The sequence below is a fragment of the Streptomyces sp. Alt3 genome (assembly GCF_030719215.1).
GTDB classification, from domain to species: domain Bacteria; phylum Actinomycetota; class Actinomycetes; order Streptomycetales; family Streptomycetaceae; genus Streptomyces; species Streptomyces glycanivorans.
Map to the genome: position 1 here is coordinate 1,120,786 of NZ_CP120983.1, position 25,792 is coordinate 1,146,577.

The 25,792-nt window shown below is 71.1% G+C and carries 21 protein-coding genes; 15 read left to right on the forward strand and 6 right to left on the reverse strand.

Features of this window, described 5'->3' with window-relative positions; all coding sequences use genetic code 11:
- Positions 1–28: 28 nt before the first annotated feature.
- The 7 genes from P8A20_RS05015 to ssuE are packed head-to-tail and all read left to right on the forward strand — an operon-like array spanning position 29 to position 6,556.
- Entirely contained in the window at positions 29–1,057 is a 1,029-nt protein-coding gene (locus P8A20_RS05015; protein WP_306102950.1) for an ABC transporter permease, read from the forward strand.
- 2 nt (positions 1,058–1,059) lie between these two features.
- Positions 1,060–1,947 carry an ABC transporter permease gene (locus P8A20_RS05020; RefSeq protein WP_147960185.1) on the forward strand — a complete coding sequence of 296 codons (888 nt, stop codon included), beginning with the start codon at positions 1,060–1,062 and terminating at the stop codon, positions 1,945–1,947.
- The gene (locus P8A20_RS05025) at positions 1,944–2,852 is read left to right on the forward strand and encodes an ABC transporter ATP-binding protein (RefSeq protein WP_147960184.1); all 909 of its coding nucleotides are present in this window, start codon (positions 1,944–1,946) and stop codon (positions 2,850–2,852) included. The genes P8A20_RS05020 and P8A20_RS05025 overlap by 4 nt, the downstream gene beginning before the upstream one ends.
- Positions 2,849–3,721 (forward strand): ABC transporter ATP-binding protein, encoded by an 873-nt coding sequence (locus P8A20_RS05030; RefSeq protein ID WP_306102951.1) that lies wholly within the window; start codon positions 2,849–2,851, stop codon positions 3,719–3,721. The genes P8A20_RS05025 and P8A20_RS05030 overlap by 4 nt, the downstream gene beginning before the upstream one ends.
- 55 nt (positions 3,722–3,776) lie before the next feature.
- A complete protein-coding gene (locus P8A20_RS05035; protein ID WP_147960182.1) occupies positions 3,777–5,117 on the forward strand; it encodes an NtaA/DmoA family FMN-dependent monooxygenase in 1,341 nt (446 codons plus the stop codon).
- A 54-nt stretch (positions 5,118–5,171) separates the two neighbouring features.
- The gene (locus tag P8A20_RS05040; protein ID WP_147960181.1) at positions 5,172–5,942 is read left to right on the forward strand and encodes an alpha/beta hydrolase; all 771 of its coding nucleotides are present in this window, start codon (positions 5,172–5,174) and stop codon (positions 5,940–5,942) included.
- Between the two features lie 56 nt (positions 5,943–5,998).
- Entirely contained in the window at positions 5,999–6,556 is a 558-nt protein-coding gene (gene ssuE / locus P8A20_RS05045) for an NADPH-dependent FMN reductase (RefSeq protein WP_147960180.1), read from the forward strand.
- A gap of 4 nt (positions 6,557–6,560) precedes the next feature.
- Here ssuE and P8A20_RS05050 read toward each other — a convergent pair whose 3' ends face one another.
- Positions 6,561–7,976, reverse strand: coding sequence for a phytoene desaturase family protein (locus P8A20_RS05050; RefSeq protein ID WP_147960179.1), 1,416 nt, complete (start codon positions 7,974–7,976; stop codon positions 6,561–6,563).
- An 85-nt stretch (positions 7,977–8,061) separates the two neighbouring features.
- Here P8A20_RS05050 and P8A20_RS05055 point away from each other — a divergent pair, with 85 nt between their 5' ends.
- Positions 8,062–8,883 carry a nucleotidyltransferase domain-containing protein gene (locus tag P8A20_RS05055; protein WP_306102952.1) on the forward strand — a complete coding sequence of 274 codons (822 nt, stop codon included), beginning with the start codon at positions 8,062–8,064 and terminating at the stop codon, positions 8,881–8,883.
- A 105-nt stretch (positions 8,884–8,988) separates the two neighbouring features.
- Here P8A20_RS05055 and P8A20_RS05060 read toward each other — a convergent pair whose 3' ends face one another.
- A complete protein-coding gene (locus tag P8A20_RS05060) occupies positions 8,989–10,443 on the reverse strand; it encodes a sulfatase family protein (RefSeq protein ID WP_306102953.1) in 1,455 nt (484 codons plus the stop codon).
- Positions 10,444–10,745: 302 nt separating this feature from the next.
- On the opposite strand from P8A20_RS05060, the gene P8A20_RS05065 reads away from it, so the two are divergent.
- Genes P8A20_RS05065 through P8A20_RS05085 form a run of 5 tightly spaced genes read left to right on the forward strand, consistent with a single transcriptional unit; the run spans position 10,746 to position 16,127 of the window.
- Complete coding sequence (locus tag P8A20_RS05065; protein WP_306102954.1) at positions 10,746–12,092, forward strand: ABC transporter substrate-binding protein; 1,347 nt, start codon at positions 10,746–10,748, stop codon at positions 12,090–12,092.
- A complete protein-coding gene (locus P8A20_RS05070; RefSeq protein WP_147964423.1) occupies positions 12,092–13,051 on the forward strand; it encodes a carbohydrate ABC transporter permease in 960 nt (319 codons plus the stop codon). Before P8A20_RS05065 ends, P8A20_RS05070 begins: the two co-directional genes overlap by 1 nt.
- 37 nt (positions 13,052–13,088) lie before the next feature.
- Positions 13,089–13,970, forward strand: coding sequence for a carbohydrate ABC transporter permease (locus tag P8A20_RS05075; RefSeq protein WP_306102955.1), 882 nt, complete (start codon positions 13,089–13,091; stop codon positions 13,968–13,970).
- 34 nt (positions 13,971–14,004) lie between these two features.
- Entirely contained in the window at positions 14,005–15,132 is a 1,128-nt protein-coding gene (locus P8A20_RS05080) for a LacI family DNA-binding transcriptional regulator (RefSeq protein WP_306102956.1), read from the forward strand.
- Positions 15,129–16,127 (forward strand): Gfo/Idh/MocA family protein, encoded by a 999-nt coding sequence (locus P8A20_RS05085; RefSeq protein ID WP_306102957.1) that lies wholly within the window; start codon positions 15,129–15,131, stop codon positions 16,125–16,127. The genes P8A20_RS05080 and P8A20_RS05085 overlap by 4 nt, the downstream gene beginning before the upstream one ends.
- A gap of 51 nt (positions 16,128–16,178) precedes the next feature.
- Here the strand turns inward: P8A20_RS05085 and P8A20_RS05090 are convergent, their stop codons facing one another.
- The gene (locus tag P8A20_RS05090) at positions 16,179–17,669 is read right to left on the reverse strand and encodes a glycosyl hydrolase family 28-related protein (RefSeq protein WP_306102958.1); all 1,491 of its coding nucleotides are present in this window, start codon (positions 17,667–17,669) and stop codon (positions 16,179–16,181) included.
- A 316-nt stretch (positions 17,670–17,985) separates the two neighbouring features.
- Here P8A20_RS05090 and P8A20_RS05095 point away from each other — a divergent pair, with 316 nt between their 5' ends.
- Together P8A20_RS05095 and P8A20_RS05100 are read left to right on the forward strand one after the other, a co-directional pair.
- Positions 17,986–21,198, forward strand: coding sequence for a chondroitinase family polysaccharide lyase (locus P8A20_RS05095; RefSeq protein ID WP_306102959.1), 3,213 nt, complete (start codon positions 17,986–17,988; stop codon positions 21,196–21,198).
- 73 nt (positions 21,199–21,271) lie between these two features.
- Positions 21,272–22,246, forward strand: a complete 975-nt coding sequence (locus P8A20_RS05100) for an alpha-L-fucosidase (RefSeq protein WP_147960178.1) — start codon at positions 21,272–21,274, stop codon at positions 22,244–22,246.
- Positions 22,247–22,503: 257 nt separating this feature from the next.
- On the opposite strand, the gene P8A20_RS05110 is transcribed toward P8A20_RS05100, so the two are convergent.
- From P8A20_RS05110 to P8A20_RS05120, 3 genes are all read right to left on the reverse strand, one after another.
- Positions 22,504–23,010: a polysaccharide biosynthesis/export family protein gene (locus tag P8A20_RS05110; RefSeq protein ID WP_147960177.1), complete on the reverse strand. Its 507-nt coding sequence runs from the start codon at positions 23,008–23,010 to the stop codon at positions 22,504–22,506.
- A 74-nt stretch (positions 23,011–23,084) separates the two neighbouring features.
- A complete protein-coding gene (locus tag P8A20_RS05115; protein WP_306102960.1) occupies positions 23,085–24,473 on the reverse strand; it encodes a hypothetical protein in 1,389 nt (462 codons plus the stop codon).
- A 436-nt stretch (positions 24,474–24,909) separates the two neighbouring features.
- The gene (locus tag P8A20_RS05120; protein ID WP_306102961.1) at positions 24,910–25,761 is read right to left on the reverse strand and encodes an inositol monophosphatase family protein; all 852 of its coding nucleotides are present in this window, start codon (positions 25,759–25,761) and stop codon (positions 24,910–24,912) included.
- Positions 25,762–25,792 lie beyond the last annotated feature (31 nt).

A 25,792-nucleotide genomic window follows, 5' to 3' on the forward strand; every position in this document is an offset into this window, starting at 1 on the left:
CCATCCACTGCAGAGAGGGGGCAGCCCCATGACGACGACCACGCCCGAGGCCACGCCCGGGCGCCGCGGCCGGGTCGCCACCGCCAAAGCGCGGCATGCGGCGGGGCGAGTGGCGGCCGTCCTCGGCCGGTCGGTCGCGATCTTCGTACCGGTGTTCCTGGTGGCGACCTTCGTGACGTTCGCGCTGCGGTCCATGAGCGGGCTCAGCCCGGCGCGGATCCAGCTGGGCGAGGAGGCGACCCCCGAGGCGATCCAGCGCATCGAGGCCGAGTGGGGACTCGACAAGCCCTTCCTGACCCAGTACTGGAACTGGTTCACCGATGTCCTGCACGGGCAGCTCGGCACCAGCTGGGTCAACGGGGCCGACATCTCCACGCTGATCGGCCTCGGACTGGGAGTGAGCCTCTCGGTCGCGACCTTCGCGCTGGTCATCGGTGTGGTCGCCGGTTTCGTTCTCGGCACGGTGGCGGCGCTCCGGCGCACCACCGTCGTCGACCGGGCGATCACCGGATTCGTCACGGTGATCTCGGTGATGCCGGCCTTCGTCGTCGGCATCGTGCTGGTGGCGGTCCTCGCCGTGGGGTTCGGGCTGTTCCCCTCGGCCGGGTACGTCCCGGCCGGGCAGGGGGTCGGTCCGTGGCTCGCCCACATCACGCTCCCCGCGCTCGCGCTGAGCTTCGACGTCATCGCCGATGTCGCCCGGCAGTTGCGGTCCAGCCTCATCGCGGCCTACGGGGAGAACTACGTGACGGGCGCTGTGGTCCGGGGCCTGAGTCCTCGGCGGATCTTCTTCGGACACGTCCTGCGCAACGGCCTCGGGCCCGCCCTCGCCACGATCGGCCAGAAGTTCCCGGCTCTGGTAGGCGCCTCCGTCGTCACGGAGTGGATCTTCGGCCTCCAGGGGTTCGGCCGGTTCGCAAACGACTCGGCGCAGGCCGGTGACGTGCCCGCCGTACAGGGCGTGCTCGTGGTGTCGATCGTGCTGGTCGTCTCCTTCAACCTGATCATCAATCTGGTGCTGGCGCGTGTGATGCCGGCATCCCAGCGGGGGGTATGACGATGGTGCGCCGCGTCCTCTCACTCACATCCGGCCGGATCGCCGTGGCGATCCTCGTGCTGATCGCCCTGCTCGCGGTCTGCGGCCCGTGGCTCGCGCCGCAGGACCCCCTGGCGACCAGCGACAACACCTTGGCCTCGGCCTCGGGCGCCCACTGGCTGGGGACGGACCACCTGGGCCGTGACGTGTTCAGCCGCCTCCTGGACGGCTCACGGATCAGCGTGCTCGGATCGCTGGAGGTCGCGCTGATGGCCCTGGTCGTCGGCGCGGTCCCCGGCATCCTGTCGGTCTACTCCGGCAGGGTCTTCGAGTGGCTGACCCTCCGTCTGGCCGACACCCTGGTCGCCCTGCCGTTCCTGCTGTTCGCCATCGCCGTGATCGCACTGCTCGGCAACGGCATCACCCAGGCCATGCTCGTCACGGGCGCGCTGGTCTCCCCACTCTTCTACCGGGTCTCCCGTGCCGCCACCCTGGCCGTGGCCCGCTCCCCGTACGTGGAGGCCGCGATCATCTCCGGCGCCTCCGTCGGCTGGGTCGTACGCCGTCACGTCTGGGTCAAGGTGCTCCCGCCGATCGCGGTGGCTCTCGCCCAGACCATCGGCGTGGGCTTCGTCATCGTGTCGAGCCTGACCTTCCTGGGGATCGGCGTCCAGCCCCCGGCTCCCACCTGGGGCGGTCTGCTCGCCTCCGACCTGGGCTATCTCAGCCACCAGCCCTGGGCCCCGGTGGCACCCGCCCTGCTGATCATGGTCACGGTCTGGGCGTGCAACCTGCTCGCCGACGCCATCCGCGACGTCTCGGGTGAAGCGGGCCGCGCCCTGGTCAACCGACGCAAGGCCCGGGCCCGCACCGGCACATCCGCCCCCGTCACCGTGGGAGGTTCCCGATGAGGACCCTGTCCCAGAACACCGCCCTCGACCGCACCGAGGAGCCCGCGGCCACCGGGCCCGCCGGGACGGCCGCCCCGGCCGCTCCGCCGGTGATCGCCGTCCGCGACGTACGCATCAGTGACCGCGTCACCGACCGGGAGATCGTCCACGGCGTCGGCTTCGAGCTCACACCGGGCAAGGCGGTCGGCATCGTCGGCGAGTCCGGCAGCGGCAAGACCCTCACCTGCCGTGCCGTGCTCGGCATCCTGCCCCCGCACTTCGAGGTGTCCGGCGGTTCCGTCGAGATCGGCGGCACCGACATCGCCACCCTGACGCCTCGTCGGTGGACGGCCCTGCGGGGCACCACGGTCGGCGCGGTGTTCCAGGACCCGGCGTCCTACCTCAACCCGTCGATCCGTGTGGGCGCCCAGATCGCCGAGGTCATCCGGGTGAAGAAGGGCGTGAAGCGGCGCGAGGCACGCCGACAGGCTCTCGGACTCCTCCACGCGGTGAGGCTCCGGGACCCGGAGCTGGTCTACGGGCAGTACACCTACGAGCTGTCCGGCGGCATGCTCCAGCGCGTCCTGATCGCGGCGGCGATCGCCGTCGAGCCGCGGGCCCTCATCGCCGACGAGGCCACCACCGCACTCGACGTCACGGTCCAGGCCGAGATCCTCGACCTGCTCGCCGAACTGCGCGAGCGCACCGGCCTGGCGCTCGTCGTCGTCTCCCACGACCTGGCCGTCGTCGCCCAGCTGTGCGACGAGGTCCTGGTCATGCGGCGGGGCGAGGTGGTGGAGCAGGGCCCGACGCGGTCCGTGCTGCACGACCCGCAGCACGAGTACACCCGGCTGCTCGTGGCCGAACACGAGAGTTACGGCCTGGACAAGTTCCTCACCCCGCAGGACCCCGAGGAGGCGTCATGACCACCGCGTCACCGAGGACGAGGACCGTCGGCCGGGAGGAGGAAGCCCCCTCCCCCGTCCTCGCCGTCGAGGGCCTGGAGGTCCGCTACGGCCGGGGGCGCCGGGGCCGGAGCGCCCTGCGAGGGGTCTCGCTGAGCATCGCGCCCGGGGAGACGGTCGGCGTCATCGGCGAGACGGGCTCCGGGAAGTCCACACTGGCCCGCGCCGTACTCGGCCTCGTGCGCGTCTCGGCCGGCTCGGTCCGGATCGGTGGCGAGGACGTCACCGGGTTCGGCAACCGCCAGTGGCGCGGCCTGCGCCGGCGGGGCGTCGTCCAGTACGTCTTCCAGGACCCGCTGCGCAGCCTCGATCCGGATCTCACCGTCGAGGACTCCCTGACCGAACCGCTGCTCATCCAGGGGGTACCACGCAAGGAGGCGGCCGAGCGGGCCCGCGCGTTCCTCGACCGGGTCCACCTGCCGGAGGAGCTGCTCGGCCGACTGCCCGGAGAGCTGTCCGGCGGCCAGCGCCAGCGGGTCGCCGTGGCCCGCGCCCTGGTCACCGAGCCGTCCCTCGTCATTCTCGACGAGCCGGTCAGCGCCCTGGACTCCGCCAACCGCGTCCAGGTCCTGGAGATCCTCAAGGAGCTCCGCGCCTCCGGCACGTCCCTCGTCTTCATCTCCCACGACCTCGGTTCCATCGCCGGGACCGCCGACCGCATCGCCGTGCTCTACAGGGGTGAGCTCGTCGAGGTGGGGGCGGCCCGCGACGTCGTCAACCACCCGCGGCACGTGTACACACGGCTGCTCGTCGGCTCCGCGCCGACGCTGCACAGCCGGACCGCCGACCGGACCGAGCGCGAGGCCCTGCGCGCGCAGCTGAGCGGCTGACCTCAGAGCAGCCGGCCTCCCTCCGCATCCCCCGCACCACTGAGAGGAACACCCCATGTCCCGCAGGATCCATCTCGCACTGCACCCGTACGGCGTCGGCGGCCCCGGCCAGCACGGCCTCTGGAAGGACCCGGGCGTCGCGAAGAACGCCAGCATCGACATCAACTACTACATACAGCAGGCCCAGGCCGCCGAACACGCCCTGTTCGACGCGCTGTTCGTCGTCGACAGCCAGTTCATCAACGCCACCTACCCGTCGCACTACCTGAACCGGCTGGAGCCGCTCACGCTGCTCTCCGCCGTCGCCACCCACACCAGGAACATCGGCCTGGTCGGCACGGCGAGCTCGACGTACAACTCGCCGTTCAACCTCGCCCGCAGGTTCGCCTCCCTCGACCACATCAGCGGCGGACGCGCCGGCTGGAACGTGGTGACCAGCTTCGACACCGGCACGTCGAAGAACTTCGGGCTCGACGAACACCTCGACTACGCGACGCGCTACGGCCGCGCCCTGGAGTTCGTCCAGGTCGCGCGCGGTCTGTGGGACTCCTACGAGGACGACGCCTTCCCGGCCGACGTCGCACGGGACGTCTTCCTCGACCCGTCCAGGCTGCACGCGCTGGACCACGCCGGGGAGCACTTCAAGGTCGCCGGGCCGCTCAACATCTCCCGGTCGCCGCAGGGGCAGCCGGTCATCTTCCAGGCCGGGGTCTCCGCCGAGGGCCGTGACCTCGCCGCGCGGGTCGCCGAAGGCATCTACGCACCGGGCGGCACGCTGGAACAGGCGCAGGAGTACTACGCCGACATCAAGAAGCGCACCGCGGCCTACGGGCGGAACCCCGACCACATCAAGGTCTTCATCCACGGCGGCCCGATCGTCGGGGCGACGGACGAGGAGGCCCGGCGCCGCGAGCGGGAGATCTTCGAGGAGGACAACGACTTCGCGAGCAACCTCGCGCTCCTGGGCCGCTCCTTCGGCGCCTACGACTTCGGCGCGCACGACCTGGACGCGCCGTTCCCGGACGTCGCGCATCTCGCGGAGAAGGGCGGCCGGACGGGCGCCGCGAAGATCATCGAGCGGGCGAAGGCGGAAAACCTGACCCTGCGTCAGGTTGCCGACTCCGTCAACGCGTTCCGGCGCTCGCCCTTCGTCGGAGCACCGGAGACCGTCGCCGACACCATCGAGCGGTGGTACGACGCCGGAACCCTGGACGGCATCAACCTGGCCTTCCGGAACACCGACGACCTCAACCGCTTCGTGGACGGTGTGGTGCCCCTCCTGCAGAAGCGCGGACTGTTCCGGACGGAGTACGAGGCCGACACCCTGCGCGGCAACCTCGGACTGCCGCTCCCCGCGAACCGCCACACGGCCGAGCGTGAGCTCGTGAACGACTGATGCGCTCCACGCCGTCCCCGAACAGCCACGCACACGCACACGCGGGAGTCTGAGATGACCGAGTACACCGACCACCACGGACCCGAGGGGCTCCGTACCCGCGGCACCGTCGTCGTGGTGCCCGGCCGCGGTGAGACCCGGTCGGCCTACACGCGGCTCGGCCGGCGGCTGGCGGCCGACGCCTACCGTGTCCGCGTCGTCGACACCCCGGACCTCGACGAGGCGGACCTGGAGGGCTCGCTGACCCGCTTCGGCGAACAACTCGCCGCCGCGGCCGACGACTCGGCGGCCGGCGAGGACGGACCGGTACGTCCACTCGTGCTGGTGGGGGCGGACAAGGGGGCAGTCGCCCTGGCAGCGCTCCTCGGCGGGAGCGGAGTCCCCTCCGCCGTACGGCCGGACGCCGTCGTCCTCGCGGGGGCACCCGGCGGCGGGGCGGCAGCCGTAGGCGGCTGGGAGGACGAGCTCGACGTGCGTACCTCCTGCCCCGCCCACCGGGGCGCGCTCACCGAGGACGCCGGGACACGGCGCGGCGCGCTGGCCGAGGCGCTTCCCGAGGCCCTGCTCACAGCCGCGCACGACGGCGGGATCGGTGTCCCCGCACTGCTCCTCGTCGGTGACGCCGATCCCCTCGCGGACCGCGAGGCACTCGTCCGTACGGCGAAGTCGCTGCCGCGTGCACGGCTGGCGGTGGTGCGGGACGCCCACCACGACGTGCTGAACGACCTGCAGCACCGGTCGGTGGCCGCCGAGATCGTCACCTTCCTGGAGACCCTCCGCAACGAGCTGGTGCCGGTCGTCACGGTCGATTCGAGCGCGTGGTGAGCGCTGCCGGTCCCGGCGGCGCCACCATTTCCGATCCGTAGAGAGAGGTCCCCACCATGGCAAAGATCCTGTCCGTTTCCGGCAGCCCCTCCGCCACCTCCCGCACCGCACGTCTCCTGCGTCACCTGGACGACCGTCTCCGGCAGCAGGGCCACGACGTGACGCCCCTGGACGTGCGCACCCTTCCCGCCGAGGCCCTGCTCGGCGCCGACTTCCGGCACCCGGCCGTCGTCGAGGCCACGGCACTGTTCGACGACGCGGACGGTGTGGTCATCGGCACGCCCGTCTACAAGGCCGCGTACTCGGGACTGCTGAAGACACTGCTGGATCTCCTCCCGCAGTACGCGCTGACCGGCAAGACCGTGCTGCCGCTGGCCACCGGGGGCAGCACCGCGCACGTGCTGGCGATCGACTACGCGCTGCGCCCGGTGCTGAGCTCCATGGGCGCGGCGCACATCGTGCCGGGCTGGTTCACGCTCGACAAGGACATCACCACGGGCGACGACGGCACACTGACGGTCGCACCCGGCACGGCCGAGGCCCTCGCCCAGGTCACCGACACCTTCTCCCGGGTGCTGGGCGGGCGTACGGCGGTGCTGGCCGCGACGGGCTGAACGCTCACGCCGCCCGCAGGCGCCGCCACACCGCCTTCGCGGCGTGGTGCCCGGACATGCCGTGCACACCGGGGCCGGGCGGCGTCGCGGACGAGCAGAGGAAGACCGCGGGGTGCGCGGTGGCGTAGGGCACGCGGGCGAGCCGGGGGCGGATCACCGTCTGGAGCCCGGCGAACGCCCCGGTGGCGATGTCTCCGCCGACGTAGTTGGCGTTGCGCGCCGCGAGCCGGGGCGGTCCGGCGACCGCCCGGGCCAGGACGAGGTCGCGGAAGCCGGGCGCGAACCGCTCCAGCTGACGCTCGACGACCTCCGTGGCGTCGCCCTCCCAGCCGGCCGGGACGTGCCCGTACACCCAGAAGACGTGGCGGCCTTCGGGGGCGCGGCCCGGGTCGACGAGGCTGGGCTGCGCGGTGATCAGGAACGGGACGCTCGGGTCGCGCCCGGCAACGGCCGCGCTCAGGGCCGCGTCGATCTCGCCGGCTGAGGGGCCGACGTGGACCGTGCCGGCACGCCGGGCCTCCTCGGCCGTCCAGGGCACGGGGCCGGACAGGGCGTAGTCGATCTTGAAGCAGGAGGGGCCGTAGCGGTAGTGGTCGTACGCGCCGCCCAGGCCCGCGATCCGGGCGAGTGCCGTCGGCGAGGTGTCGAAGACGTAGGCGCGGGCCGGCGGGAGTTCGTCGAGGCGCTTGACCTCGATGCCCGTGCGGATGGTGCCGCCCTGCTCGCGCAGGAACGAGGCGAGGGCGTCGGAGATCGCCTGTGAGCCGCCACGCGGGACCGGCCAGCCGTTCTCGTGCGCGGCGAGCGCGAAGAGGAGGGCGATACCCGCGGTCGCGAAGCCGCTGGTGGGCGCGATGGCGTGTCCGGCGAGGCCGGCGATCAGGCCTCGCGCCTTCTCCCCCCGGAAGCGACGGGAGAGCAGCGCGGCGGGCTGTATCGCGTCCAGTCCGAAGCGGGCCCAGCGGTACGGGTCCCGGGGCAGGCCGTCCCACGGAGTGCGCAGGAAGTCCTCGGCGAGGGTGTCCCAGTGACCGGTGAAGGGCGAGACCAGCCTGCGGTAGGCGCCCGCGTCCTCGGGGCCCAGCGACATCGCGCTCTCCCCGACGGAACGGGTGAGCACGGCGGCGGTGCCGTCCGGGAACGGGTGGGCGAGGGACAGCGGCGGCCGGAGCCATTCGAGGCCGTGCCGTGCGAGCGGCATCGCCTTGAAGGCGGGGGATCCGATGGCCAGTGGGTGCACGGCGGAACACGGGTCGTGGCGGAAGCCGGGCAGGGTGAGTTCCTCGGTGCGCGCGCCGCCCCCGACGGTCTCGCCGGCCTCGAACACCTCCACTGCGAAGCCGCGGCGGGCCAGCTCCACCGCGGCCGTCAGCCCGTTGGGGCCCGCCCCCACGACGACCGCATCCAGCATCGATGGCACCTTCGGACTCCTTTGTCAGCCGGTGGCCGGGGACCCAGGATATTCGGGGGCCGGGACGACGAACCTCCGGGTAGCCTCCCGCACGATGAACAACACGTGCGCACCCATTCCCGTCGTCAGCGCGATGGCGTCCCGGCTCGCCCGGCTGCCCGCTGTCGAGGCCGTCGTCCTCGGCGGAAGCAGGGCCCGCGGCACCCACCGTCCCGACTCCGACTGGGATCTGGGCGTCTACTACCGGGGTACCCCGGATCCGGCCGCCCTCACCGCTCTGGCGTCCGAGGTCCAGGGGGCGCCGGCCGAGGTCGCGGGGCCGGGGGGATGGGGCCCCTGGGTGAACGGCGGGGCGTGGCTGACGGTGGACGGCGTGGCCGTCGACTGGATCCTGCGCGACCTGGACCGGGTGGAGTCGGTGTGGTCGGACTGCCGGGCGGGCCGCTTCGAGGTGGGTGTCCAGCCCGGCCACCCGTTGGGTTTCTGGTCGCCCTGCTACGTGGGTGAGGTCGCCCTGGGCAAGGTGCTCGACGACCCGGACGGAAAGCTGTCGGCACTTCAGGAGGCCGTGCACACCTATCCCGAGCCGCTGCGCCGTTCGCTGACCGACGCGGCGTGGGAGGCGGACTTCTCCGTGACGTCCGCGCGCAAGTCGGCCCCGTCCGGGGACACGCTCCACGTCGCGCTCTGCCTGTCGAAGGCCTTCGGGATCCTCGCCCAGGCCCTGCACGCCCACCACCGCGTCTGGTGCCTCAACGAGAAGGGCGCGCTGGCTGCCGCCGCCGCTCTGCCGGACACCCCGGCGGACTTCACGGACCGGGTGTCGGCGGCCCTGCGCGGCCTGGACGCGGCGGCGGTGGAGACGGCGGCCGACGTCGTACGGGATGTGCGAGCCGTGCTGGACGGCGGCTCCTGAGCGGCGGGTCCGGGCGGGGAAACCGGAAGCCGAAGGGGCACGTTCGACGCCGGGACTCAGCCCTGACGGGTCGTCCGTGAACGCGGCAGCACAGGCCCGGGGCGGTCACCCACCAGGCGGTGTCACCGGCTTCGCGCAGGCCGGCGGAGGTTCGAAGGCGGTGCCCAGGGTGCCGGGGGCCGTCGGCGTGCGCTGACCGGTACCCGCCACCGGCAGGCGGGCCCCGTCGACGGCGGGGTCCACGTAGGTGGCGAACCACGCGTCCAGGCGGCCGGCCAACTCACGGCGTACAGAGGCGCAGGCGGGGTCGGTGACGAGGTTCTCCCTCTCCCCCGGGTCCCGGTCCATGTCGTACAGCTCGTGCGGGCCGTGCGGGTACCGGTGGACGTACTTCCAGCCGGGGGTGCGGATCATACGGACGGGTCCGTACTCGTCGTAGACGACCACCCGGTCCCGGGCCGCGGACGCGTCGCTCCCGCCGTCGAGGAGCCCGGCGAAGGAGTTCCCGGGCAGATGCGGGTCCGGCTCGTGGCCGAGGCCGAGGTGCTCGACGAGTGTGGGCAGTACGTCGTAGTGGGACAGCAGGGCGTCGCACGTCCGGCCTCCCGCGATCCTGCCCGGCTGGGACATGAGGAACGGCACCAGCACAGAACTGTCGTACATGTTCTGCGGGAAGGTGCCGTTGCCCTTGCCCCAGACTCCGTGGTGTCCGGCGTTGAACCCGTTGTCGCTGGTGAAGAGCACGAGGGTCGACTCCGTGAGTCCCAGGGCGTCCAGGCGGTCGAGTACGCGGCCGATCGCGGCGTCCATGGCCGTGACGGCGGCGAAGTATCCGATCAGGGCCTGCCGGGTATCGCTCTCCCCGCCGACCGGGGCGCCGTTCTCGTCCAGCGGCTGCCAGGGGTGAGGTGCGCCTTGCGGGCACGTCTCGAAGGCGCAGTCCTCGTACAGGTCGGTGTACTCACGGGGGTGCTGCCCCTTCCACGGTTTATGGGGTGCGGTGAAGTGGAGCGAGAGGTGGAAGGGCTCCGGTCGGTCCGACTCGCGTTCCAGGAAGCGCCCGGCGTCCTCGGCCAGAGCGTCCGTCAGGTAGTCGGGCTCCGGCGCGCGCCGGCCGTCCCGGTACATCGGAGCGTCGTGGTAGGGGCCGCCGCCGCTCTCGTGCGCGTACCAGTGGACGAATCCGGGCCGGGGCCGGTCGTTGGCTCCCAGATGCCACTTGCCGCTGAGCCCGAGCCGGTACCCCGCGTGGGCCAGGAGGTCGGTGAAGAGCAGGCGTCCGTCCAGGAAGTCCAGCCCCGTCCTGCCGGCGTGGTGGTAGGACAACCAGTCGTGCACACCGTGCTGCGAGGGCAGCTCCCCGGTGAACAGCGAGGCCCGTGCGGGTGAGCAGACGGGTGACGTGCAGAAGAAGCGGCTGAAGTTGACGCCGCTCGCGGCCAGGGCGTCGAGGCGTGGGGTGCGTATCTCGTGGTTGCCGGCGCAGCCGAGCGCCCAGGCCCCCTGGTCGTCGGAGAGCACGAGCAGCACGTTCGGGCGGGCGGGATCGCGGCTGGCCATGGACGTCCTCAGCCTCCGGGGGGTGGGCGGACCGCGACCGGCACGGGGTGCGGGAACGGTCGGTCAGGGAATGGCGGAATCGTGCTCGTCCGCGCCCCGACATGTCAACCATCATCACGCATGAATGTGCCATGAATCCTCAGACCTCAGACCCTCGGTTTCCACGAACAGGCACCAGAATGCGATTCATTGGGCATTCATTCGCATGATGAGTCGTTGACTCGCCCATTCTCACGTCTGAATCATGTGGTCAGGTTCCCCACCCCACCCTCGCCTCCCTCCCCCGTCCTGAGGAGTGCTCCATGCCCGACGCCGGCTACCGCGGTCCTGCCGCTGCGCGTTCTCCGCACCTCTCCCGCCGCACCCTCCTGGCCGCCACCCTCGCGGCCGCGGTGGGCCTCACGGCCTCGGCCTGCGGTGCGGGTGCCGCCGCGCAGGGGGACGGCAAGTCGTTCACCTACTGGTCGATGTGGAAGCAGAACGAGCCCCAGGCGAAGGTTCTGCAGGCGGCCATCGACCAGTTCACGAAGGACACCGGTGTCACGGTCCACGTCCAGTGGAAGGGCCGCCAGGTCATCCAGCAGCTGGCACCCACGCTGAACACCTCGAACGTCCCGGCGGATCTGGTGGACTCTCCCGACCGCTCCGCTTACGCCCAGCTCCACATGACCGGTCAGGCCCTCGACCTGACCCCCGTGCTCAAGGCCGCGGTGCCGGGCGAGAGCGGCACGGTGGCCGATGTGATACCAGCCAAGTACCTGGACCTGAACACCACCGGCGGTGTGCTCTGGCAGATGCCGTACGAGGTGATTCTCAGTCAGCTCTGGTTCGACGGCTCCGCCCTGCCCGACGTGGCCGCCGAACCACCGGCCACCTGGGACGAGTTCGTCGAGCTGCTCGACGCACGCAAGAAGGCGCTGGGTGACGGACCGCTCGCCCTGGACGCCGACGTCCCCGACTACGGGGCGTACTGGACCTACTACGCGGTCGCGCGAGGGCTCGGTGACGGGGCCTTCGGCAAGGCCGTGGCGGACCGCACGGGTGCGTCGTTCAGGACGGACGCGTTCGTCGAGGCCCTCGAACATGTCGAGAAGCTGGTCAAGGGCGGCTACTTCACCAACGGTTACGACGCCTCCAAGTGGCCGACCGTCCAGCAGAAGTGGGCCAAGGGGAAGTCCGACTTCCTCCTGCTGGGCACCTTCGCCCCCAGTGAGACAGCCGAGTTCGCCGGCGACTCCTTCGCCTACCGCTCGTTCCCCTTCCCCGCCTTCGGCCCGTCGGGGGACACCTCCCAGGACATCTACCTGATCGGCTTCTCGATCCCCAAGAAGGCCCGCAACAGCGCGGCCGCACAGAAGTTCATCTCCTACTTCCTCGCCAGGAAGCACCTCGAAGGCATCTCCACGCAGGCGAGGAACATCACCCCGCGCAGCGACATCGCGGCCCCGCCGGAGCTCGCCGACGGACAGAAGGCGCTGGAGACACGGAAGGTGGTCAAGAGTCTGGACGGGGTCAAGGAGACGGCGGCCGACTGGTACACCAAGGTCTTCCTGCCGCTCAACACGAAGTTCCTCACCGGTCGTCTCAGCTCACGCTCCTTCGCCGAGAAGCTCGCGGGCGACTCCGCCACCTACTGGAAGTCGGCCTGATGGCGGCGCCCGCGGTCGTCGGCACGACCGAGCGGCGACGGGCCACCCGGGTGAGTACCGGCGCCCGCCACAGTCCCTTCCTGGCACGCCGTCGCAGGCTCTTCTGGCCCCTGCTGCTGCCGGCCGTCCTCGTCTACCTCGTCTTCTTCGCCGGCCCGTCCCTCTACACGTTCTGGCTCAGCCTCAACGAGTGGGCGGGCGCGGGACCCATGACCTTCGTGGGCCTGGACAACTACCACCGGCTGTTCGTGGACCCGGTCTTCCGCACCTCCTTCGCGAACACCCTCTGGATCATCCTGGGCGTGGGCGGCGCCACGTTCGCCGTGTCGTTCGGGCTGACCATGCTGCTGCGCGACATGAAGGGACGAAAGGCCGCCCGGTCGATCCTGTTCTTCCCCAACATCGTGCCCGGCGTCATCCTGGCGATCCTCTGGGGCTTCCTCTTCCAGCACGACGGACTCGTCAACACGGCCGTCACGGCTGTCGGCCTGGAACACCCCCCGAACTGGCTGGGCCAGGAAAACCTCTTCCCGGTGATCATGGCGGGCCTGGTGTGGACGTCCACGGGCTTCTACACGACCATCCTCATGGCGGCCGTCGACCAGATTCCGCGGGAGCTCTACGAGGACTGTGATCTGGCCGGCGCCAACGCCTTCCAGAAGTTCCGCTTCGTGACGCTGCCGCTCATGTGGGACGTGGTCGGGGTGTGCGCGGTGCTGTGGACCATCACCGCCGTGAAGGTGTTCGAGTTCATCTACGCCTTCGCCGGAGCGGCCGGGCAGATGCCCGACACGGGTGTGTGGAACACGGCGCTCTACACCTACGGGGAGGCGTTCGCCTCCGGCGGCGTACCCCGCTACGGCTCGGCGGCGGCCAGCGCCGTGGTCATGCTCGTCCTCGTCGGTGTGCTCGTCGTCCTCATCCGCAGGGTCATGCGCCGCGAAGCCGTGCAGTACTGAAGCCCCCTCGCCGTCCCGCCCCGGAGGTCACCCCGTCATGGCCATCAGCACGCCCAGCCGGTCGTCCGGTTCTCCCGTCCGGCACATCCGCCGTCTCCTCGCCGCCCGTTCCGCCGGGGTCGTCGTGGTGTGGCTCTTCGCCGCCTTCAACGTCCTGACCGGTGTCTGGCTGCTCCTGTCGTCGCTCAAGAACGCCGACGAGATCTTCAGCACCCCGTGGCAACTGCCCCACGCCGCCCAGTGGGACAACTACGCCCGTGCCTGGACCACGGGCCTGTTCGGGCAGGCGGCGTTCAACACGGTGGTCGTGGTCGGCGGCACGGCGGTCGTCACGCTCATCCTCGCGGCACCGGCCGCCTACGCGCTCAGTCGCATCACCACCCGGTTCAACGGCGGCTTCACCCTGTTCTTCGCCCTGGGCCTGGGCATACCCGCGCAGGTGGTGATGCTTCCGCTGTTCGTCGTCATGAACAAGCTGTTCCTGGTGGACAGCCTCTTCGGCCTGGTCGTGGTGTACGTGGCCACCTCCCTGCCGTTCGCCGTCTTCTTCCTCACCGGCTTCATGTCCACCCTGCCCGTCGAACTGGAGGAGGCGGCGGCACTCGACGGCGCCTCGCCCTTCCGGACGTTCTGGCAGGTCATGCTCCCCCTCGCCAGGGGCGGAATGGTCACGGTGCTGATCCTCAACATCATCCAGCACTGGGGGGAGACGGTCTTCGCCCTCATCTTCATCCAGAACACCCAGAACCAGACGCTCTCCCTCGCGCTGCTCGGCTTCCTGCAGCAGATGCAGTTCAACGGGGCGGACTGGGGCGGCCTGTTCGCCGGTGTCACCATCGTCGTCCTGCCCGTCCTGGCCTGCTACATCTGGCTCGGCCGGAGGATCATCGAGGGGATGACCCTCGGCTCGGTGAAGTGAGCCGAGGACTGTTCCGCGGAGGACGAGACCGAACATGGGGGGATCAGTGCAGCCAGAGGCACGCGACCTGAAATTCCGACAGCTGGCGTCCCGGCTCCGCCAGGATCTGCTTCTGGGCACCTGGCCGGTGGGCGGCAAACTGCCGACGGAGAAGGAACTGGCCGTCAGCAGCGGCACGTCGGTGAGCACCGTGCGCCGCGCGGTGGACGAGCTGGTGTCGGAGGGGCTCGTCGTACGCCGGCAGGGTGCGGGGACCTTCGCCCTGCCACCCCGGGCAGCCGTCTCCGACCGGGCCCTGGTCGGGGTCATGGTTCCGGACACCGTGTTCTACTACCCACGCGTTCTGCAAGGCATCGAGGAGACGCTGTCCGCGGCAGGCGCGCGGTTGCTGCTGGCCTGTTCCGGTTACGACCAGGAGCGGGAGAACAAGGACCTCCAGGACATGCTCGACGCGGGTGTCGACGGTCTGCTGGCGGTTCCCACCCTGACCGGCCCGGAGCCCGCCGACCAGTACCTCGCCCGCCTCGCGGCCCTTCCCGTACCGGCCATCCTGATCGAGCGCCGTGACACCTCCCTGGGCGACGCGAACGAGTACGTCTGTTCCCACCACGAGGCCGGCGCCTACGACGCCGTCCGCCATCTCCACTCCCTCGGGCACCAGGTCCTGGGGCTGGTCCTACGGTCCCCGAGTCCGACGTCGGGGCCGGTCGCCACGGGTTTCGGCGAGGCCGCGGCCGAGTGCGGTGTCGACCACGTCGAGTTCCGGGCCCCGATGGAGGAATGGAGCCCCGCGACGGCCGACCGGTGCCTGGAGACCCTCCGGGCCGCCGGGGCCACCGCGGCCGTGTGCTTCGGTGACCGTCAGGCCATTCTCCTGGAGAACGCCGCCCAGCGAGCCGGGCTGCGCCTGCCCGGCGATCTCGCACTCGTCTCGTACGACGACGAGATGGCCGACCTGGCCGACGTGCCGCTGACCGCCGTCGCGCCCCCCAAGCACCAGCTGGGCCGGGCCGCCGCCCAGGCACTCCTGGAACGGCTGTCCGACCCGTCCCTGCCACGCCGCCGCCTCCTGCTGCGTCCCGACATCATCATCCGGCAGTCCTGCGGAGCCGCGGCGGGACGCTCGGCCCACCCTCCCCTCCTCAAGGAGACATCCTCATGACTGACGTACGGCTCGGACTGATCGGCGCGGGCGCCGTCGGCCTGCTGCACTCCCAGGCCGCGGCCGCCGTCCCCGGGGTGAGCGTGAGCGCGGTCTGCGACATCGACGCCGACACCGCGCGGGACGTGGCGGGGAGCCTGGACGCCACTTCCTTCACCGATCACCGCGACCTGATCGGGTCCGGACTGGTCGACGCCGTCGTCATCAACACCCCGCACGCCCTGCACACCCACATCGTCACCGCCTGCGCGGCGGCCGGCCTGCACGTCCTCGTCGAGAAGCCGATGGCCACCGGCAGCGAGGACTGCGCCCTGATGGAGCGGGCCTGTCTCGACGCCGGCACGGTGCTCTTCGTCGGGCACATCCAGCACTACCTGCCACCGATGACAGCCGCGAAGGCCGCTCTGGACGCCGGTGTGCTCGGAGCCCCGCTGGCGGTCACCGACTGGCGCAGCACGGACTACCGGCGCGGCAGCCGCCCGTCCTGGTTCTTCGACCCGGCAGTCTCCGGCGGCGGTGTGTTCATCAACATCGGTACGCACTGCGTGGACCGTCTGATGTGGCTCACCGGCCGCCGGGTGGTCGCGGCCCACGCGGACGCCGCGCACCGGGGGGACATCGGTGTGGAGACCGACGTCGTGGCCCGGCTGGAGCTGGCGGGCGGCCTCGTCGGCCAGATCACCGTCACCAGCGCCCTCCTGCCCCCGCGCGACGAACTGACCGTCATCGGGGAACGTGGCACCCTGCGCGTCGCACGCGGAAGCGGCGCGGTCCTGTACCCGGACGACGGTTCGGGCCCGGTCCAGCTGGCGAAGGAGTCCCCCGACGACGTGGCGGACGCCTTCCGGGACCAGTTGGCGGCCTTCGTGGCGGCCGTGCGCGGGCAGGAGGAACCGGCTGTGCCCGGGTCCTACGGCCGCCAGGTGATCCAGGCGGTCGAGGGCGTCTACGCCTCCTGCGCCTCGGGGACGCGCGTGACCGTCCCGGTGGAGTGACCTCGTCCCCGGCGGATCGGCCGCCACGCCCCCATGGGCGCCGGCCCGCCGTCACCCCCCGTAGGCCCGAGCCGCGTAGGAGGGTGCTGTCAGGCCGCCGCAGGCGTCGCTGGCGGGGGCGCCGGCGACAGGGGCGAGCGTGATCCCCGCGGGCACGGTGACGGGTACGGTCCCTCCGGTGTCCTGGTAGGAGTTGGACGCGTACACCGTGATCGCGTCCGCCTCCGTCTGGCTCAGCACCGCGGGCGCGAGCTGTCCGGCGGTGACGCCGGTCGTGTGCGTCGGATCGGCGAAGGTGTTGCGGTGGACCCGGATCCCGCTGAGGCCGGCGGGCCGGACGTTCTCGTAGTAGGTGATGCCCGCGTGTGCCGGGTCGTCATGCGTGGCGACCTCCAGGACGTTGGCGCAGACGTCGACGTCCCGGAGGGTCAGGGGGTAGGTCGGATCGCTGTACACGTACAGCAGGACCGGGGTGTCGACGAGACGGTTGGCACCCACCGTCAGCGGGCCGTCGGAGTTGCGGACCTTCACGCCCCCTTCCGCGGCGTTCGGCCATCCGCGGATCCAGTTGCGGGTGAACCGGCCGCTGACGCCCTTGAGATAGGCGGCGTGGTCCCTGAGGGAGGGAGTCGCGGGATCCGCGTCGAAGATGTTGGAGTCGACGTTCAGAAGGGAGTCGAACCCCGTGTACAGGCCGCTGCGGTAGTGCCCCTGGGAATCGCCGAGAGCGAGTGCGGTACGCAGGGCGGCGAGCTTCGCCGGCAGGGACACCCGGGCGGGTGACGGGTTCACCGTCCCGTCGGACGACCGCTCGGTCCAGTTGGCGTGACCCGGCCAGTCCTCCAGCCGGCCGCTCTCGCTCAGCTCGAGTCCGATCACGTTGCGCTGGATGGACAGGCCGGTGGTCCGGTACAGGCTCATCGCGACCGCGTCGGTGCTCCGGTCGCCGTGCAGGAAGACCGAATCCGTCACCCTGTTGGTACCGATGACGCGGTTGAGAACGAGCTGCTGGTTCGCGGGGCTGTTGAGCTGGCTGATGTGGCCCCTCGCGTCGCTGAACACGTTGCGTTCCAGGACGGCGCTGGTCCTCGTCCCGTTCACCCCGACCTGGATGCTGTCGAAGAACAGATCCTGGAGGGTGATGGTCCCGGTCCGGGTGGTGTTCGTCGCGGCGGCGGTCTCGCCGAGGACGAGACCGGGGACCGTGCCGCGGATCACGGTCGGCGTGGGGCTGTCGGATTCGCCCGTCAGTTTCAGCGCCGTCGGCAGGCTGACGGACGCACCGAGCTCGTACGTACCCGTCGGGAACCACACGTCGCTGCCACTGTTCACGGCGCACTGCACGGCGGCCGCGTCGTCCGTCACCCCGTCGCCTCGCGCGCCGTAGGCAGCGGCACTCACGTAACCGGTCGGTGCCCAGTGTCCGCTCTCCTGAGCGCAACCGGCCACGGCCCCCGCGCTGCCGGCCTGCAACGCCGAGCCCAGCACGCAGGCGGTGACGACGGCCGCGGTGAAAGTCCGTGGTCTTCCTGTTCCACGCACGTGCAACACCTCTGTCTCTCCACGCACCGGTGATGCCGGTGACAGTGGTCGAGGACAGTACGGCGCCGTGGGAGAAGGAATCAATGCGTAATGCGGTGCCGACATGACGAAACCATCAGCCCTCTATGCGGACCAAACGGACCATTCATCGGGCATCCCACGGCACCGGCCGTTCCGGCCGTGGAACAGCGGTCCGTCGACAGCGGAATACTCCTTGATTCATACGGTGCGGAAGGCATTGGGTGTGTGCCACCCACCCACCGGGCGCTGCCCGTCCAGCGTGCGTCAACGCGCTGCGCCGAAGGAGGACGCCGTCATGCCCGAAACTCCCCGCCCGTTGACCCGTCGCACGGCCCTGCAAGCAGGCACCGCCCTGGCCGTGAGTTCCCTGAGCCTGAACCTCGCCGGAGCTCCCGCTTCCGCGGCGGCTGCCGCGAGGACGGTGGAGCAGGCGCCGGCGACGGACCTGGAGCAGCGCGCGCTCGCCCTGAGCCCGCCCGCCTTCCTCTTCGAGACGGAGGTTCCGGCGCAGGTGAGGGCAGGCCGCGGTTCGACACTGGGCATCAGCGACCGGGCGGCGATGTGCGGGCACCACTCGCTGCGCTGGGAGCACTCCGCACGGTCCACGGTGACCGTGGAGGCGCCCCTCCACTTCACCCCCGACCCCTATGTGCCCGGTCGCCTGCCGGGCGCCGACCAGGCGTGGCAGGGACTGGTCGACACGTTCTCGGTCTGGGTCCACAACGCGTCCCCCGTGGACGACGTGCTGCGCTTCGAGTTCGGCCGGGGCGGCCGGACCGACGCGTGGTTCGACTTCGGACTCGACTTCACGGGCTGGCGCACCGCGTGGGTGCGGTACGGCTACGACATGAAGGGCAGCCCGCATCCCGGCATGGACACGTTGCGTCTGGTGGCACCCGCGCGCGCCGGCGTCCTCCACGTCGACCAGCTCGTACTGAACGTGGCCATGCGCCCGGACCAACCGGTCCGTGACGCCCAGGTCCCCTTCGTGGCCCTGGAGAGTGATGAGTGGGACAACGCGCACTGGCAGGCGCTCTACCGGTTCGACGAGCTGCTGACCCGCAACCGACCGCGAACTCCGCAGCCGTCGGACACGGAACTGGCGGCACTGCGGGCGCTGGTGACCCGCTACCGCGACGAATATCTGCTGCCGGCCGGCCAGTCGGCGACGACACCGAAGCAGGTGGCGGACCTCACCGCCCAGGTCGAGGCCATGGGGGTGCCTGCCCCGGGCTCGACGGGCCTGGGTCGCCCCGTCGTCTCGTACCAGCACCAGGCCTACCCTCCGGAGATCGCCGCCGACCTGAAGACGTTCGTGAACGCGGTGACCCTGCGCGCCTGTACCGACCTGCTGAAGTCGGTCGCGCTGGCCCACGGACGCGCGGGCGCCGCCGAACGCCCCGCACTCGCGGGCCTGTACGTCCGCATGATCGCGCACCTGCGGGACCAGGGCTGGGCCTGCGGCAGCTCGCAGGGCACGATCCACCACCTCGGGTACGACGCGCGCGGGCTGTACGACTCGGTGTACCTGATGCGGGACGTACTCCGGGAGCACGGTCTGCTGGAGGCGGTCCGCGCAGACGTCACGTGGTTCACGGGACTCGGCCGCGTCTTCCGTGACTGGCAGGACCGCCAGGCGTACGGCGGCATCATGGACGTCTTCAACACGACCGTCCGGGGCATGCTGGCGTCCGTCCTGCTCATGGACACCGAGGCCGAACAGGTCGCCCACCTGCACGCCCTGCGTACCTGGCTCGACCGGGCGCTGACCCCCAGCAGCGGGATCCAGGACGGCCTCAAGCCGGACGGCACGTCCTTCCACCACATCGGCTTCTACCCGGACTACTCCCGGGACGGGTTCACGGGCCTGGCCCCGATCGTGTACGTACTGAGCGGCGGTGTCTTCGGGATCTCCGGGACGGCGCACGCCGCGTACAAGAAGACCCTGCTCACCATGCGGGCGTACGCCAACACCTTCAACTGGCCGCTCCCCCTCAGCGGACGCCATCCCACGGGTGTCACCGCACTGTCCATCACCCCGTACCAGTGGGCCGCGATCTCCGGCACGCCCGACGGGTCGTCCGACGTCGACCCGGAGCTCGGGGCCGCCTTCCTGCGGCTGCTGCCCGCGCAGCCGTCCACCGCGCTACGGGCGATCGCCCAGCGGCTCACCGCCCGCGGCATCACCGCCGAGACCGCTCCCCACGGCACGTGGGCCGCCAACTACGCCGCCCTGTCCCTCCACCGGCGGCAGGACTGGCTCGTCGCGGTGCGGGGCCACAACCGGTACCACTGGTCCACCGAGATCTACGAGGGCTCCAACTGGTACGGCCGCTACTCCACCTACGGTCAGATCCAGGTCCTGGGGCGCGGCAACCCGGTGACCAACGCCGCCAGCGGATTCAGCCAGAACGGCTGGGACTGGGCCCGCTGGCCGGGTACGACCGCCATCAACGTGCCCCTGGACCGGCTGAAGGCCGACCTCACCGGCACGATCGAGGAGATGCTCCTCACCGACTCCGCGTTCGCCGGCGGTCACACCATCGACGGTCGTCACGGCATGTTCGCCATGCGGCTGCGCGAACACCCCAAGTACGACGCCTCGCACCGGGCCCTGAAGTCGGTGTTCCTGTTCGACGACCGGATCATCGCCGTCGGCACGGGCATCGAGAACTCCGACCGGGCCCACGAGACGGAGACCACGCTGTTCCAGGGCGCGCTGAGCGACCGTACCGCCCCCACGTACGTGGACGCCGCCCCCGTCACGACGTTCCCCTACGAACGCCCCGACCTGCGGCTCGCCTCCGCGTGCTGGCTGCTCGACGGTTCGGGGACCGGCTACCACGTGCCCGCCGGCCAGCGCGTCGGGGTCCGCCGCGCCGCCCAGGAGTCCCGCGACCAGGCGACCGACCTGCCGACGAGCGGGGACTTCGCCACGGCCTGGATAGGCCACGGCAGGGCGCCCCGGGGAGCGGCCTACGAGTACGCCATGCTCGTGGAGTCCGACGCCGACTCCATGGCCTCCTTCAGCCACGCCATGGCGAGCCCCGACACCGCCGCCTACCGGGTACTGCGCGCGGACTCCGTGGCCCACGTGGTGTCGGACCGCGCGACCGGGATCACCGGCTACGCCGTGTTCGAGCCCACCCGCCGCCTCCAGGCGGGCCCGGTACGCGAGGTGGACACCCCCTGCCTCGTCCTCACCAGGGCGGACGGGGAGGGCGGCCGGGTGCTGTCCGTCTGCGATCCCGACCTGCGCCTCTACGAGGGCAAGGACCGCGAACAGTACCGCGGTGGCACCTACACCGGCGCCTACACGTCGTACTCGCGGAGCTGGCAGGCCGACCCCAGTGCCGAGCACCGCCTGACGGTCGTGCTCGACGGCCGGTGGCGTCCCGCGGACAGTGGGCAGCCGTGCCGCGCGGCGCGCCACGGGAACACCACCCGCGTGGAGTTCACCACGGTCGACGGGCGCCCCGTCCAGGTGAGCCTGGTCCCGGCCGGCTGACCCCCGGCCCGGCCCCACCCGCCCGGGCGCCGCACGATGTACGGAACGAAGCACGCGACGCGAAGGCAGGAAGATGACAGCGCGACAGGTATCACCCGCAGGCCTCGACCGGTACCGCAGAGCCCGGTTCGGCATGTTCGTCCACTGGGGGCTGTACGCCCTCCACGGCAGAGGCGAGTGGAACATGTTCGAGGCGCGCACCCCGCTCGCGGAGTACGAGCGCCTGGCCGACCGCTTCGAGGCGGAGCGATTCGACGCGCGGGAGTGGGTCGATCTGGCGGAGGCCGCGGGGCAGCGCTACATGACGGTGACGACCCGCCATCACGACGGCTTCTCGATGTACGACACCGCGCTCTCCGGATTCAGGTCCACCAACACGCCCTTCGGTCGCGACGCGTTCGGTGAGCTGGCCGAGGCATGCTCCGGAAGGGAGGTGAAGCTCGGGGCCTATGTGTCACTGATCGACTGGCACCACCCGGCCTTCCGCTTCCGCGAGAGGTCGAAGCTCGCCTGGGAGGACTACGTCGGTTTCCTGCACGGCCAGGTACGGGAACTGTGCACCCAGTACGGCGAACTGGGCCAGGTCTGGTTCGACGGGGAGTGGCCCCACTCCGCCTGGTCAGGGGAGCACGCCGACTGGTTCGCCCCTGGGGGGTCGTACGGCTACCCGGAGCTCTACGACATGGTCCACCGCCTCCAGCCCGACGCCGTGGTCCTCAACAACCGGAAGTCCGTACCCCTTCCGCCCGGGGAGGACGTGCAGGGGTTCGAGAACGACCTCCCGGGCGAGAACACCGCCGGCTTCAACACCGGCACCGTTCTCGACGGCCCCAAGGAGACCTGCCTGACCATGAACAGGACCTGGGGCTACGTGCCCACGGACGACGCCTACAAGACGGCCGACCAACTGCTCGACACGATTCGGCGCGCCTGGTCGGCCGGCAGCAACCTGCTCCTCAATGTCGGACCTCGCCCTGACGGGACGATCCCGCCGCGTGAGCAGGAGCTGCTGCGGACCGTGGGATCGCGCCTGTCCACGCGGAAGTGACGGCGCCCGGCAGAAGACGCGCCAGGTGCCCGGGCCCGGGCCGGTGCTCGGTCGACTGTGCGCCGGGTCGGGGGCAGTTCGCGGCCGGGAGGCCGTTCCCGCCCCGTGGTCACCCACGGTCCGGCTCCCTGGCAGGCGCGATGAGCGGGACGGGAGCGCGGTGCGTGCCCGGCCGCCGTCACCCGATCGGTGAGCGGGCTGAAAGAGCTCGGCTCTGCGGGCCCCTCCGGTGGATGCCGGCCTCCGGGAAAGGAGGCTCAGAAGAGCTCCACGCGGGTCACGTCGACCAGCGGCCGCGTGAAGATCCGGGCGTCCAGCAACCCCTGCTCGATCTGGTGCTCCGCCTCGAAGAAGCGGTTGTCGCGGACGAGGACCCCACCCAGGAAAGGCATGTTGATGCTGCCCGAGGCGTCCACCGGGAACGAGCCGGAACTCGCGTCGATGGTGCCGTCGGGGTTGAGCATCCGCACGAAGAGCTCGTCCCCCGGCCGGATGGTGTTCTCCAGGTCCACCCGGTCGCCCCGAATCCCGAGATTGACGGTGACGGTGGTGAGGACGCCGTCCGTCATGAACCGGTCTTCGATCTCGGCCCGCAGGTCCGGCGTCAGTGGCTTGCCCTCGGCAAGGATCATGTTCAGCGAGGGAATCCGCAGCAGGCGGTCGGCATCGACCGCGTAGTCGTGCGAGAAGCCCGTCACCACCCCCGCCGCGTCCCGTACCTCGACCTGGACGATTTCCCCCAGCTCCAATGCTGTGGCCGACATGACCGTTCCTTTCCCGGTGCCCACGGCCGCCCGTTCGGGCCGGGCGGCTCAGGCCACCACCAGCGTCACGACTGTCAGCGGCTCCACCGGGCTGCCGGGGCCGGCGACTGCGAGGTGATCCGCGAGCCCGGACGGCCGGCGTCGCCCCGGACATCGGGGGTCACACCGCTGCGGAGCACGGTGAAGAAGAAGTCGCCCAGCTTCCTGCGGTCGAGCCCGAGCGCGTCCAGCCGGGGCCCCAGGAAGTTCAGGCAATGGTCGACGCCCTCCAGGTTGATGCAGGCCAGCAGGTCGACGACCGGTTCCGCCATCTGGCCGACGAGATCGGGCATCGCGTTGGGAGCCGCCGCCGACGGGGTGACCGGAGGGAGGATCTCCTTCTGCTTCGGCATGTTCGCCGGCAGCCCTGTGAGCCGGAAGTCCGCCTTCCCGTGGATGTCCCGCATGAACACCTCGGGGTCGCGCGCCTCCTTCAGGTTCTCGATGGCGAAGGACGCGGCCTCCTCGATCACGTCGAGGTCGCCGGCCAGCGCCGCCCGCAGGGCCTGGAGGTCCGGACCGTCCGGCGCGAACTCGAACTCGGCGGTGTGCCGGATGTCGAGGACGTAGTCGACCAGGTTGAGCATGTCGATGCTCTGCGACCGCAGCTTCGCGCAGCGGATCAGCACCCGGCGCTGCTTCTCGATGTCGGCGATGTTCGGCGGGGTCGGCCCCAGTGCGATCGCGTAAGGCGCCAGAGTCACCGTGTACGACCGCGGCTCGGCGCGCACGCTCGCGGTCCACTCGTCCATCGCCTTGTAGAGCTGGTTCACCAGCTCCACCGGGTCTCCGCTGCGCGGCTGGGTGGTGAACGTGCCGCCGTCGTGGAGGATGAACGCCTCGGCCCGCGCCTCCGCGTTCCGCATCGCCTCCGAGACGCTGATCCGCACCTCGGCCGAGACCGTCACCCCGTAGCTGCCCTCCAGCGCGGCGTTGAGCGACATCTTGGACTGCACGCTCTTGGTGTCGATCCGTACGACCCCGAAGAACCGGCCGCCCGTGCCGATACCGCGCACGAAGTACTCGCCGAACTGATCCTCCAGCGGCTTTCCCCGCTCCACCAGCTTCCCCGCCGCCTCCGACAGCGCCGGCGAGTCCATCTGTTCGAAGGCGAAGGTCCGCGAGTTCGACACCATCACGGTGAGGGAGCTCGTCTGGACCCGGCACCGCTTGGAGAAGTCGAGTGACGCGGAGCCGCTGAAGAGGCCGATCCCGGCCGAGATGTCCGCTCCCACTCCGAGTTCCGACTCCAGATCCTGTGTCGTCTCGATGCGCCGGAAGGTGAAGGAGCCGGTCTCGCCGCCACCGACCTGCGGCGGGGTCACCGCCCCTGTCGCGCCGAGGGCCATGGGGCTGCCGCTCGACATCGACACCCCGATGCCGATGTCGTATCCGTCGCGCATCGGAACCGTTTCCTGCTTCATCACCACGTCGGATCCTCCGTCCGGCTGTGGGGCCCGGCGGGCCCGGGAGAGCTTTCGGGCCCCGGCGGCTCGCGGGCCCGGGCGGACACAGCGGTGCGGCGGCTGTCGGGGGTGGCCCCGGGAACGACGGTCCGTTCCACGCCGTCCCGGCGCGTCCGTGCCGTGTCCCACCGGGGTGCGCCCCGCATCGGGGCCGGACACCGCACGCATCCGGCCGTGCCGCGCCGTCGCCCGGTCGGGCCCTTCGGGTTCCGAACACTCCGGCGGCTCCGGTGGCAGTCGGCGGCCGCCGGGCAGGAACTCCAGCTCCCATTGTCCACCCGGGTGCCGAAAACCGCATGCCAGGACGGAAGTTGTCGCGGCTTGCCCGAGTGAGCCCCCGCCGCGGAGCGGCGGGGCACAGCGCAGCCGAGTCCGGCTGAAGGCTGTCGCGGTGCTAGTCCTGACGGCCGGTCCGCAGCGCGTCGAGGATGCGTCCTGCCGTCGCCTCGTCCCTGGCCGCGGTGAACGGCAGGTCGTTCCCGCCGGTGATGCGGAACGGGGCTCCGGAGAGCGTCGACTGGCTCCCGCCCGCCTCGGTGACGAGGAGCAGCCCCGCCGCGTGGTCCCAGGCGAACTCCCAGTTGAAGGCAACGCCGTCCTGCGCGCCGCAGGCGACAGCAAGGTACTCCAGGCCGGCCGATCCGCACGCGCGGGCGTCGATGCCCTCGGTACGCAGGCCGAGCAGGGCCCGCTTCTGGGCGTCGGAGGTGTAGTCGGGATGGGACATGGCCACCTTGAGAACGGCGCCGGGCGCGGGCGAACCGCTGTGCAGCGCCGTGCCGTTGAGCGTGGCGCCCCGCCCCCGCACAGCGACGGCGATCTCGTCGAGCACGGGGGCGTACGTCCACGAGGCGTACACCTCGCCGTGCCTGGCGAGGGCCACCAGGGTGCAGAAACCGGGTTCGCCGCGCACGAACTGGCGGGTGCCGTCGACCGGGTCGACGATCCACACGGGTGCGTCGCCGCCGAGGGCGTCGTAGACGGCCGGGTCGGCGTGCACGGCCTCCTCGCCGACGACGACCGAACCGGGAAGCAGCCGGGTCAGGGACGCGGTGAGGTGCTCCTCGGCGAGCCGGTCGGCGGCGGTGACCAGGTCGTGGGGGCCGCTCTTCTCGACGATCTCGTGCGCGGCCAGCTGCCGGTAGCGCGGCAGGATCTCGGCGGCGGCCGCCGCCCGGACCGCCGCCTCGACCTCGGCAGTCGCCCCGGCGTGCCCGGCGGTCCCGTACAGGAAGTCATCGATCATGACTCCAGCTAAGCACGGTCCGCCGGGGGCG